The sequence below is a fragment of the Methylobacterium marchantiae genome (assembly GCF_042679825.1).
Classification (GTDB): domain Bacteria; phylum Pseudomonadota; class Alphaproteobacteria; order Rhizobiales; family Beijerinckiaceae; genus Methylobacterium; species Methylobacterium marchantiae.
The window spans coordinates 118,907-130,723 of record NZ_JBHTND010000012.1 but is presented as its reverse complement, the minus strand read 5'-3'; the positions used below and the strand labels follow the sequence as shown (position 1 = coordinate 130,723).

Below are 11,817 nucleotides of genomic sequence, written 5' to 3'. Positions count from 1 at the left end.
AGCCACTCGCTACGACAAGGACCCGGCCAACTATCTCGCCAGCGTCAAACTCGCAGCCGTCCGTATCTGGCTCCGATCTTATGAGTCTACGACCTAGAGCGAGACGGAACGGCGGTGCGCGCCGCATTGACGACCTCGTGGAGCAATGGTCAGGCGGAGGGACAGATCAGCCGGCTGGAAATGCTCAAGCGGACCATGTACGGACGCGCCGGCTTCCCCCTGCTCCGACGCCGCGTCCTGCTCACTGCCTAATCCACGCAAACTGCGGGAGAACTGCCAAACCGCGGCAATCCCAATCCCACCGGTGAGCACCGCCCGGTTCTCGATGGGTCGTCGGCCACCCTTCGGACGCGGCCGGAGAGGCGGAAGCAGCGGCGCGATCTCACGCCAGAGATCGTCGGGAAGAGGGGCGCGGGCCAATGCCATGCCAACGCACGTTCACGCTTACGGTGCCGTTCTGTTAGACGCTCTTAATGGCGGCTCTTAAGGCACATGTGCTGGTCATTCCCGCAATGCCCTGTCATGGCATGACAAGTGACCCATGATCTCAGCCCCATTCATCCCGCACGACTCTCCCGTCTCGGCTGGTCCGATTTCTTTGAGGAGCAGCGCGAACAAGCCGAGATTTGTCTGGAGCCGATGCGGATCGCGACGGTCCATCGCTCTCGCCTGACGGCTGTTTCACTCGCTGGACCTGTCGGCCTTGAGCTCCCGGTCCATATCCAGACCAGCGATTTCGCGGTGGGTGACTGGGTACTGGTCGAGCCTGAAACCAGAACGATGCGCCGGCGGCTCTCGCGCAAGAGCGTATTGCAACGGCGCAATGAAGGGGGAGGACCGCTGCAACTGGCTGCCGCCAATGTCGACACCCTGTTCGTCGTCACCTCATGCAACGGGGATTTCAACATCGCCCGGCTGGAAAGGTATCTGGCTCTCGCCAATCAGGGCGGAACCAATCCGGTTCTCGTCCTCACCAAGGCCGATATGGCGCCCGATGCAGAGATCTACCGGCAAAGGGCACGCCGTCTGCAGCGCGGGCTTGCCGTCGTGATGGTCAATCCGCGCCTCCGAGATACCGTGGCGACCCTGGCCCCTTGGTGCGGCCAGGGCCTGACCGTCGCAGTCGTCGGCTCTTCTGGGGTGGGAAAATCGACTTTGGTCAACACGCTCGCCGGCCCGGACCAGGAATCGCCGCAGGAAACGGGGATGATCCGCGAACACGACGCCAAGGGGCGCCACACCACGACAGCGCGTTCGCTTCACGCCATCGCGGAGGGCGGCTGGATCATCGATACGCCAGGGATGCGCACGCTGCATGTCAGCGACGCCGCAGATGGCATCGACACATTGTTCGCCGAGATCGTCGAGCTAGCTCCATCGTGCCGGTTTCGGGACTGCACTCATGCTCACGAACCCGGCTGCGCGGTACAGGCAGCCGTCATGGACGGAACCCTCGATCCCGAGCGCCTGACACGCTGGCGCAAGCTCCTCGACGAAAATCGGGCCAACACACCGGTCTTGAGCGGGCCGCGCGGCAGCCGGAAACGCTGACCAGCCGGAAAAGTGGCTTACGCTAATTCGTAACGCTGCATCCCCCGGATGACAAGATTTCTATACCCTATACTTGGATACCGTGACTCGAATGCGCCTTCTGGACCGAACCCTCGTCATTGTCCGTCATGGTCAGAGCCTGGACAATGAGCGCGATCTCTTCTCGGGCATCCGAGATCCCGATCTGACCGCACGCGGCGTCGAGGAGGCGGAGATTGCAGGGAATCGGTTGAGGGAGCTCGGCTTCTCCTTCGATCTCGCCTTCACCAGCGAGCTGTTGCGGGCACGTCGTACGACAAACCTCATTCTGTCGGCACTCGGACAATCGGCCCTCGGCATTCGACGGAGTTCTGCGCTGAACGAGCGTGATTACGGTGAGCTCGCTGGGCTGAACAAGCGAGAATCCCAGGATCGCTGGGGGAGCGAACAGGTCCGGATCTGGCGCAAATCCTTCGATGCCGTACCTCCGGGAGGTGAGAGCCTCGCGATGACCGCCGACCGGCTGATCCCGTATTATCGAGACGAGATCGAACCGCAACTCCGAGACGGCAAGCGCGTACTTCTCGTCGCGCATGGAAATTCATTGCGGGCGCTGATCATGTATCTCGACCAGATCGGCGCGGACGAGGTGGCAGAAGTTCATCTCGCGACCGCTCAGATGCAAGCCTACCACTTTGACGATCAGGGGAAAGTGATCGCGAAACAGTCGATCATCGTCAAAATCACAGATAAGACAGAGTGAATATTTCATAAGATCGTATCATTGACTGATGTCAATTCGCTCTGATGGCGTCGCGATCCCGTGCGAATCGGCGCTGTGTCCGCATCGGCTCCAGATTCGAGAGCGACATCATGCGATACCCAGCGACGAAGAGAACGAGCGTCACGGTGGCGAATGCACCACCGACGATGAGGGAAGCGTTCAGATCCGAGCCGAGGAGAAGCGCCATTCCTTTGACGATCGCCGCAAGCAGCATGAGCAACCCTGCCAGGATGAACAGCGCCGACATCAGAAATGAGAAGAGTGGAAGAGTGATCTGTCTGACTGCTCCTCCGATCTCCGCCTGAAACAGCACGATCTGCTTGGAGATAAGTAACTGGGTTTCACTGATGGCGTCACCAACGAGAAGCAGAAGACTCCTGTCATTTCGCCCGCTCATGCTTCTGCTCGTTTGTTCACATACCCAACGGGCTGAGCTTGGCCCGACCAGAGCCTATTCTCTCTACGCTAAGCCTCGCTCTCAAAGGATCGACATAGCGCGCCTTGGGGGCATGGCAATCGCCAGTAGCAGGTAGCGGAGCGTGATGCGTCCGTCATTCCTTTTCGGCGCCGTTGGCGTTGCCCGCTTCAGACTGGCAATCTCCGCTTTTCGCCGCTCACCGCATCGCGCAAAGTTACGCATGCCCACGGCGGCCAGGACTTCGACGTTCCGCCGAGCGGAGTTCGTCGATCCGTTGCTCTGGGCTCAATGCTGCGTTGTGGCTTGCATGAAAGCGCGAGTCGAGATTCGAGGCCAGGGTCTCGCTAAAAGCCAGCGCGATTTCGATCGAGTACCATATCGCAATTGTGGTCAAAGAATTTTTTGTTTCTAATATTAATAAGACGAGTGATCGTAGCAAAAATAATTCTCTTTCATCAATTGCGCATGCCGTCAGATCTGAAAACTAATCCCTTTGCATCAAGATTAATGTCTGGTTTCGGGCTCATGGGCGATTATGATCTGACCGAGTTTTCGCGCACGTGAAAGCAGTGTCATGCGTCGCTCTTACAGTCTGCTGGCTTGCCTGGGAGCGTTTGCGATCGCGCTGATTCTTCCACTGCTGGCACTTGCAGGAATCGGAATCTACAAATTTTCGGCCGCCGAGCGTGCACGGCTCGAAGCCCTGGCCGACAGCGCCAATCAGGAAACCGTTCTCCTGATCAATCAGGAAATTACGATGCGGGGGGCGCTTCTCCAGGCTTTGGCGACCGCTCCGTCCCTGCGCAACGGCGACTTGGCGGCTTTCGAGGAACAGCTTCGCGAACTCGCTCGCGTCAAGCGTCTGCAGTTCATTATGATCGATCCCTCAGGTCAGCAGATCATCAACACCAACATGACGTCCGGGGTCTCCCTGCCCAGGACGGGTAACCGCGAACTTTATCACGAGGCTTTTCTGACGGCGGACATCCATGTGTCGAACCTCTTCGTAGGTTCGATCACGGGTGCCTATCTGCTTCAGGTCTCCATACCAATTCGGCGTCAGGAAAAACTCATCGGCACCCTCAGTGCCATTCTGCATCCCGCGCGACTCGCCGAAATCCTGCGCGAGGGCATTCCGGGTGGCCCCTTCTATGCGACGGTCCTGGACCGTAAGGGAGTTGTCGTCGCGACCACGGCGGATCACGGCGAAGTCGTCGGAAAGCCGCTGAAAGCCCTGTCGGACGGGTGCTCCGGCTCCAAAGGAGGGCTTTCCATGGCCAATTCCGAGGGCGTTCCAATCTTCGCCTATTGTCGACGCTCCAGCTTTTCGGGCTGGATTATCGCCGCGGCGGTGGAGCGTGATGCCCTGGCCGCGCCGCTCGAGGACAGCCTCAAGCTGCTGGCCTCCGTCGGCTTTTGCCTGGCGCTATTCGCGACCACATGCGCCTATTGGATCGGCAGGCGGCTGACGCGTGCCCAGGGTGCGCTCGTCGGAGCGGCGAAGGTCATCGGACAGGGTCAGCTCGTCACGTCTTTCGTGACCCCTTGGACGGAAGCCAACATCGTCGGCAACGCTCTCGTCGAGGCTTCCCGAACCCTTGGAGGGCATGCGAGCGCCCTGTGGCAGACGAATCAGGATCTGGAACAGCGCGTCATCTCTCGGACGCGAGAGCTCGAATCCAAGACATCGCTCCTCCAGACCACCCTCGACACGATGGAACAGGGCCTCATCGTGATCAGCCTCGACGGGCGCGTACCGATCTGCAGTGCTCAGGCCCGCAAATTGTTGGACCTGCCCGCATCGCTCATGGACGCCGCCCCGGCCTTGGACACGGTCCTCGACTTTCAGGACGCACGGGACGAGCATGCAAGGCTTTCCGACACGGTTCGTGCGAGTCTGAAGCCACGGCCCGGCGATGGCCAATCCGTCTTCGAATACGAGCGCGCCAACGGTACCATTCTGCAGATCAATACGGTGGAGGTGAAGCGTGGCGGCGGGTTCGTCAGAACCGTGACGGACATCACCAAACGCGCGCGACACGAACAGGAACTCGAAGAGGCCAAGAACGCCGCCGAGCAGGCCAGTCGCGCGAAGGGAGACTTCCTCGCGACCATCAGCCACGAGATGCGGACACCGCTCAATGCGATGATCGGCTACTCGGATCTGCTTTCCCAAGAAGGAAAGTTGAGCTTCGCTGTTCGCCGTTATGCCGAACGTATTCAGGGGGCCGGAACGGCACTTCTGAGTCTCATCGACGACATCCTCGACCTCGGTCGGATCGAGGCGGGGGTGATCGACGTCCGCAGCGAACCCTTCGTTTTGGAAAGCCTTCTCAATTCCGCTTTGTCGATCGTGCGACCGATGGCGGATGCGAAAAATCTGCGACTTGATTTCGAATTGCACTGTCAGCCGAACGCCTGCTTTCTCGGTGATCAGGATCGCCTGCGACAGGTCCTGCTCAATCTGCTCAGCAACGCCATAAAATTTACAAAAGTCGGAGGGGTAACGCTGCTGGTTCGACAACGTCTCGGCGAGGACGACCGTCACATCCTTCATGTCGCGGTGGCCGATACCGGCATTGGAATTGCGCCCTCCGACCAGAAATATCTGTTCCAGCGATTCCATCAGGTCGATCCGTCGATGAACCGCCGGTTCGAGGGTGCGGGGCTCGGACTTGCCATCTCGAAACGGCTCGTCGAACACCTCGGCGGCCGAATTGGCATGATGAGCAGCTTCGGGGCCGGCTCCACTTTCTGGTTCGAAACTCCTCTCAGAGCGGCGGTGGCGCCGCAATCGGATAGACTGACGTCCGTCACAGCCCGGTCCGATGCCGCACGGTCCGAGAACAGGCATATCCTCGTGGTCGAGGACGTAGTCATGAACCAGGAGCTTGCTCGAGAACTTCTCGAGATTGCAGGACACATCGTCGATATCGTCGATAACGGCATCGAAGCTGTCGCCGCGGCCAAAACCGGCATGTACGACCTGATCCTCATGGATCTCTCCATGCCCGAGATGGACGGCCTGACCGCGACGCGGCTCATCCGCGAAGCGGGAATCGATGCGCAAAGAATGCCGATCGTGGCGTGCACGGCGAATGTGTTCGCCTCGCGTGAGGCCGCGCTGCAAGATGTCGGCATGAATGCCTACCTGCGCAAACCTTTGCGGCAGATTGAGCTCTATGAAACCATCGAGCGCGTTCTAGGATCGCCGGTGCAGGGCGAGAAGATCTCACGGTCGCGAGCCAAGATGGGTGCTCGCTCGGATCTCGACGTCGTCACGCTGCTGGGGCCGGCCCGCGTGGTCGCCGCACTCGATGTCCTCTGCAACGACCTCGACGCGCTGAGCATGCCCGAAGCCTTCGACGAACCGAACAGGAAACGTACGGCGCGTTCGGCACACGCCGTAATCTCGACGGCGTGCATGCTCGAAATGACGGAGCTCGCCGAGAGCTGTAGAAACCTGGAAGTCGCTTGTGAGGGGGGGACGGATTTGGCGCTGGTGGCTGGGCAGATCCGTCCGCTGATCGTGCGATCCGTGTCGCAGGCGAGAGATCTCAGGGAAGAACTCCTCGGGCGTATCGGCTAGCCTGAAAGGATTAGCCCAAAATCACCCCTAAATGGTGGCGTGAGCATGGAGATAACATTGAAGCAGTAGTCTAGAAATAGAAATGTCAATACCGGGCCGGCATGGTATTTGAACATCCCGCTTTTCGAGGGGCTCGCGATGTTCAAAAAAACTGGCACGGCAGCAATCGTAGCTGACGATCATGAGTTGTTTCGTGCTGGCTTGGCAGAAATTCTGCGGCGCGATCTACATTTCGAACGTGTAGTCGAGTGCTCTTCCATCGAGGAAATTGTCACCGTTTTGGAAGAAATTTCCGGAGTGACTTTCATGACGCTCGATTTGGCTATGCCTGGTATGCTGGGAGCTTCCACTGTGCATGAATTACGGTGTGCTTATCCGTCGATCCAGATCTGCGTGATCACCGCATCTGACAAGAGAGACGACATTCTGCACCTGCTGCAGGCGGGTGTTCATGGTTTCATTCCGAAAGCACTTGGCATTTTGGAGATAAAGACCGCCCTGCGGAGGGTCATGGGAGGACAGATCTATGTTCCGCCCGTCTTATCTATGCCGATCGCTGAAGAACCTATTGCGATGCGCGGTGGGTTCGAGCCCGGAGCAGCGACCGGAGCGAAAGACGCGAAACTCTCGCCCCGTCAGAAGGAGGTGCTCTCCTTGATGGCCAAGGGCTGTTCCAACAAGGAGATCGCTCGAAAACTCGGTCTAGCCGAGGGGACCATCAAGGTTCACGTCAACGCGTTGTTCCGATCGTTGGGCGCGCATAACCGGGTGACGGCGGTGGCATCCCTGGCGCATGCGATCGAGCTTCCGGCCTTATCGTGACAGGGTTGCAGAGACCTTCCCAGTATCTACGCCATTTAGCCCTCGCCCATGCTGGGTGACTTCCGCAACCTCGCGCCTCCTCACGCCCACCGGCGCGAGGAGGCTATTTCGCTACAACAGGAAGAAGTCGGTCTGATCGATCGTGTTTGCGGCGAGCGCGCTGAGCAAGATCGTGTCCGACCCCACCCATACCACCGTATTGGCCCCGATCTGATGGATCGCGACTTGGCTGGCGAAGGTGGCCGCCGTAATTCCGAGGCCTGACAAGTCGATGAGGTCCTGACCGCCGAGAGGATCATGGTCGAAATCGATGATCCGGTCCTTGCCGAAACCGGATGTGAACACGAAGGTGTCGCTGCCGGCGCCCCCTTTCAGGGTATCGTTTCCGAGGCCACCGTTCAGACGATCCGCGCCGCTGCCGCCCAGGAGCGTGTTGGCGAGTTCGTTGCCGGTGAGGGCGATGCCCGAATTACCGGCCTTGGCGATGAGATACTCGACAGATTCGCCAGCTCCGAGCGCGAAATTACCGCTCGCATAAACCTTGTCGGTTCCGCCCCCAGGCGTCTCGTGCACAGTGTCGCCTGGACCGTCGACGTAGTAGGCGTCGTTGCCGCCGCCGCCGCTGAGACTGTCCGCGCCCGCCCCGCTGAAGAGCTTGTTGGCGAACTCATTTCCCGTGAGGCTGATGCCCACATTCCCGGCATTGGCCCGCACGTATTCGATGGCTTCACCCGATCCCAGCACGAAGCTCTTGGTGGCATAGACCGTGTCGGTCCCGGACGAGGCCAGTTCGTGAACGGTGTCGCCCGGACCGTTGACGTAGTAGACGTCGTTCCCGCCGCCGCCGCTGAGACTGTCCGCACCCGCCCCGCTGTAAAGCCTGTTGGCGAATTCGTTACCCGTGAGGTCAATGCCAGCATTTCCCGCCTTGGCCACGAGGGATTCGACCGATTCCCCGGCCCCCAACGCGAAGCTGGTGCTGGCATAGACTTTATCGGTCCCGCCACCGGCCGCCTCGCGCACGAGATCGGCCAAGTTGTCGACATAATAGATATCGTTCCCCAATCCTCCGGACAGCGTATCCGCTCCGCCCAGACCGTCGACGATGTCGTTGCCCAGGCCCGCCATGATGATGTTGGCCGTATTGGTTCCCGTGAGCCGGTCGGCATGGTCACTGCCGACGAGGTTCTCGAAGCCCTGGATCTGGTCGCCCTGCGCATGGCCGCCGCTCACCGCAAGGGTGAGGAGATTGGCGGTGACGCCGGCCGTGGAATGCGCGTAGCTCAGGGTATCGCTACCACCGCCGCCTCTCAGAATATCGCCGCCGCCGCCGCCTTCCATCACGTTGGCGACATCGTCGCCGGTGATCTGGTCCGCGGAGTCGGAGCCGACCACGTTCTCGACATTGACGATCACATCCCGTTCGGCGTCGCCGCCCGACGCCTCATCCGGCAGCAACCGTCCATCGCGAACGCGAAGGTCGATGCTGACCCCGCGGGCAGATCCACGGTAATCCACCGTGTCGATGCCCTCGCCGCCATCCACCGCATCGCGGTCCGCTCCCGGAATCAGCCAGTCATCCCCGGCGCCGCCTTTGAGGAAGTCCTTGCCGGCACCGCCGCGGAGCGTGTCGGCGCCCGTACCGCCATCCAATGCGTCGTCGCCGCGACCGCCGTTCAGCGTGTCGTCTCCGTCGCCGCCGTACAAGTAGTCGTCTCTCGCATCGGGCCCTGCATTCAACGTATCGTTTCCATCCTCACCGTGAAGCGCATCGCTGCCACCCGTACCTCCGTTCAGGATGTCGTTCCCGATGCCCCCATAGAGGGTGTTGTCGCCCGATGTTCCGGTGATCGTGTTGTCGAGATCGTTGCCGACGAGTACGAGGGCAGCACCCGCCGACCCGCGCGCTCCAGTATAGTCGTGATTGACTTCGTTCGATGCGAGATGTCGCTGTTCCGAAACCTTGAACGTGTCCCAATGACCATTTGAGATGCCGGAGTTCCGGGCGATCAGATCAGAAAAATGCTGCGCGTTGATATCATTGACGAGCATCGTGCCGTCGAGTTGTTCCAGATAGTAAAAGCGGTCGCCTTCCTGCAGTCGGTCCAACTGTTCCTGAAAGATCCATGTGAAGGTCGAGCCCATCTGGCTGCCGCCGCTCGGAGCTTCGGCCAAGCCGCCGATCCATAGATCGACATCGTTCACGTGGCTGATGCCGGTGCCGTTGATCTTGCCCGTGGCGGGATCGATCACATCCTCGCCGTAGACGGCCTTGAACAGCGCCAGGATTTCGGCCCTTTGCGCGGCGTTACCGCGAAGGTGGGCTCCAAAATCCTCCCAGTTCCGGTAAGCCGTCAGACTGGGTACACCCTGGCCACCAGCGTAATCGGACGCTTGGCCGAGGCTGTCCAGGCTCGTGCCCGTGGCGCTCACCTCGGCCCTGAACTCATTCAGAGAGGATAGTCCGAGTTCGCGTCCGCGCATGATGTTGGCCGCGCCGAGATCGAGCGGAAGACCGAGAAGCTGTGAACGAACGGCCTCCACGAGCTTCTCGTCGATCTGGTCGTGCGCCACCTGCATCGTCCCGGCCAGAAACGCCGCCGTTCCTCCCGTCACGCCGGGATGCGCTGGGTCCTGGCCGGCGAACATTGCCGGGTTCAGGAAGGCCTGGATGAGAGGAACCTCCTTCAGAACACCATCGGCATCGACATAGGGGATCGTTTCGTTGATCATCGAGTGACCGACGCGGTACATCGCCCCCGCGAACTCCTCCGAGATCGCAGCATTCACGTTCGCGCGATAGCCGCTGAACCCGTGGTCGCCATTGCCAGGAATCTCGCCGGACATCGCGGTGGCGAACTCGTCGAAGACAATTCTCTGATACTCCGCCGAGGTGATGATCTTCGCAGCTTGGAAGACTTGCTCCGCGCTCCATTCGGGATGCAGGGCACTAATCTGGTCGGCCTGATAATTGTGCTCCCGATGGAACACGGTATGTACGGAGGTGAGAGCCACGTTCTCGTTCGCCCGGTGATCCCCGGCAATGTAGTAGGAGAGCAGCTTTTCCAGGCTGAAGTTCGGATCTGGATTACCGCTCCGATCGAGTGGCGAGGTGTCGAAATCGTTTTTGTCGCCGATCAGGATCGTATGCTTGCCGTCGCCGATATCGGCGAAGTCGACGAAGTTCGTTGAGGCCTTGAGGTAATTCCAGGCGGTAAAGTCTCCTCCGGCGGTGCTTGCGAGGTTCAAGGCATGCGCCATGTCCGCTTCGCTCACGCCGTTATTGAGCAGAACATCCTTATAGGTTGCGAGGGCCCCGCGACTGACTCCGTCCGGTCCGATCTCCGATACGCCGTCCAGAAGGTGCTGCGTCTTGACGAGATAGCCGCTCGCATCTCGGACGACATTACCGTCCGCATCCCGCGCGGTCTCGCGGAGAAGCCAGGTCATGCCGGGTTCCGACCCATAGGTTTGGTTCTGGTCGACGAAAGGCGAAACCTTGTTGAGATGCTCCGTTCCATTCACGTTGTCCAAGACGGCGTTGCCGTTGGTGTCGATCGTGTAACGAGCCGCGCGACCGCCGATGAGGAACTGCAGCTGAGGCGGAACGCCCTGAGCGATGATGTTATCCGTGGTGTCTATGTTCAGGCCCGGATTGTTGGCCGCGATCTGCTCGAGCTTTGTGTTCACGCCGCTCATATCGACGAATTGGGATCCGCCTCCACGGTCGTAAAAGTCGAGGCCGTGATCGAAGAACTGCCCGAACGACATCAATAATAGGTTAGTGCCGTAGGTATTCGGCATTTCGACGGAATGGCCGTTCTGATCGATGGTTTCGGAGACGACGTTGCTGATGACCCGCTCGTTGGGAAGCAGGGTTCCACTGGCCCCGGTCACACGAACGCCGTTGACGGTTCCCTGTTCGTAATGGGCTTGCGTCAATCGAACGAAGGGCTGGTCCGCGTTGCCCCATAGCGGGTGCGCGACGTTGTTGCCCTCGCCATTCACTGCCCTGAAGTCGCCCTCGTCGAACAACACGTCGAGGAAGGACAGGTCTTGTGATCGAAGCGAAATCGTCATCGGAACACTCCATATCGATTGGGTAGCCGAAGGTGTTCGCCGACTTTCGTCAGCGCCCATCAGTCCAAAAAAGCGACCGATACTGGTCCTGTACGTGCTGGGCTCGACCAGCTGCGTCTACAGCAGGTGGAAGTCGGTCTGCGTAACGGTGGTGGCATTGACGCCGAGGAGCAGGATCGTGTCGGCTCCGATCATCACGGTGGTGTTGGCGCCGGCCTGAGTGATCGAGACCTCGCTGGCAAAGTTGGCTCCCGTGATGCCGAGGCCCGACAGCTCGATGATATCCTGGCCACCGGCCGGGTCCGCGTCGAAGCCGACGATCCGATCCGATCCGAACCCGGATGTGAACACGAAGGTGTCGTTTCCGGCGCCTCCCTTCAGCGTGTCGTTCCCGAGGCCGCCATTCAGACGATCGGAGCCGCTACTCCCGAAGAGCGTGTTGGCGAGCTCGTTGCCGGTGAGGCTGAGATTGCCGATCTTGGCGACGAGATTCTCGATTGATTCACCAGCGCCCAGGGTGAAATCGCTGCTCGCATAGATCTTGTCTGTTCCAGCCCCTGCCGCCTCATGCACGATGTCGCTCGTACCGTTGAC

At 60.0% G+C, this 11,817-nt stretch carries 7 protein-coding genes and 3 pseudogenes; 6 read left to right on the top strand and 4 right to left on the bottom strand.

All coding sequences use genetic code 11. The features are described 5' to 3' along the window. Positions 1-97 (top strand): annotated as a pseudogene (locus ACFQ4G_RS10920) (IS5/IS1182 family transposase); the annotation flags it as partial. Continuing rightward, a pseudogene (locus ACFQ4G_RS10915) lies at positions 94-252 on the top strand (ISL3-like element ISMdi2 family transposase); the annotation flags it as partial. The pseudogenes ACFQ4G_RS10920 and ACFQ4G_RS10915, both read left to right, overlap by 4 nt. A 48-nt stretch (positions 253-300) precedes the next feature. On the opposite strand, the pseudogene ACFQ4G_RS10910 reads toward ACFQ4G_RS10915, so the two are convergent. Next, positions 301-420: pseudogene (locus ACFQ4G_RS10910) on the bottom strand (IS5/IS1182 family transposase); the annotation flags it as partial. 114 nt (positions 421-534) lie between these two features. Here ACFQ4G_RS10910 and rsgA point away from each other — a divergent pair. Together rsgA and ACFQ4G_RS10900 are read left to right on the top strand one after the other, a co-directional pair. Beyond that, positions 535-1,551 carry a ribosome small subunit-dependent GTPase A gene (gene rsgA, locus ACFQ4G_RS10905; RefSeq protein WP_238209327.1) on the top strand — a complete coding sequence of 339 codons (1,017 nt, stop codon included), beginning with the start codon at positions 535-537 and terminating at the stop codon, positions 1,549-1,551. A 91-nt stretch (positions 1,552-1,642) separates the two neighbouring features. Next, a complete protein-coding gene (locus tag ACFQ4G_RS10900) occupies positions 1,643-2,293 on the top strand; it encodes a 2,3-bisphosphoglycerate-dependent phosphoglycerate mutase (RefSeq protein ID WP_238209326.1) in 651 nt (216 codons plus the stop codon). A gap of 31 nt (positions 2,294-2,324) precedes the next feature. On the opposite strand, the gene ACFQ4G_RS10895 is transcribed toward ACFQ4G_RS10900, so the two are convergent. After that, on the bottom strand, positions 2,325-2,711 hold the full coding sequence (locus tag ACFQ4G_RS10895; RefSeq protein WP_238209325.1) for a phage holin family protein: 387 nt from the start codon (positions 2,709-2,711) through the stop codon (positions 2,325-2,327). 595 nt (positions 2,712-3,306) lie between these two features. On the opposite strand from ACFQ4G_RS10895, the gene ACFQ4G_RS10890 reads away from it, so the two are divergent. Next, positions 3,307-6,321: an ATP-binding protein gene (locus ACFQ4G_RS10890; RefSeq protein ID WP_238209324.1), complete on the top strand. Its 3,015-nt coding sequence runs from the start codon at positions 3,307-3,309 to the stop codon at positions 6,319-6,321. Between the two features lie 138 nt (positions 6,322-6,459). Then, positions 6,460-7,143, top strand: coding sequence for a response regulator (locus ACFQ4G_RS10885; RefSeq protein ID WP_379040172.1), 684 nt, complete (start codon positions 6,460-6,462; stop codon positions 7,141-7,143). Between the two features lie 111 nt (positions 7,144-7,254). Here ACFQ4G_RS10885 and ACFQ4G_RS10880 read toward each other — a convergent pair whose 3' ends face one another. Together ACFQ4G_RS10880 and ACFQ4G_RS10875 are read right to left on the bottom strand one after the other, a co-directional pair. Continuing rightward, on the bottom strand, positions 7,255-11,223 hold the full coding sequence (locus tag ACFQ4G_RS10880) for a peroxidase family protein (protein ID WP_238209322.1): 3,969 nt from the start codon (positions 11,221-11,223) through the stop codon (positions 7,255-7,257). A 117-nt stretch (positions 11,224-11,340) separates the two neighbouring features. Further along, positions 11,341-11,817 (bottom strand): calcium-binding protein (locus tag ACFQ4G_RS10875; protein ID WP_379040170.1); only part of this gene is annotated, 477 nt, incomplete at its 5' end.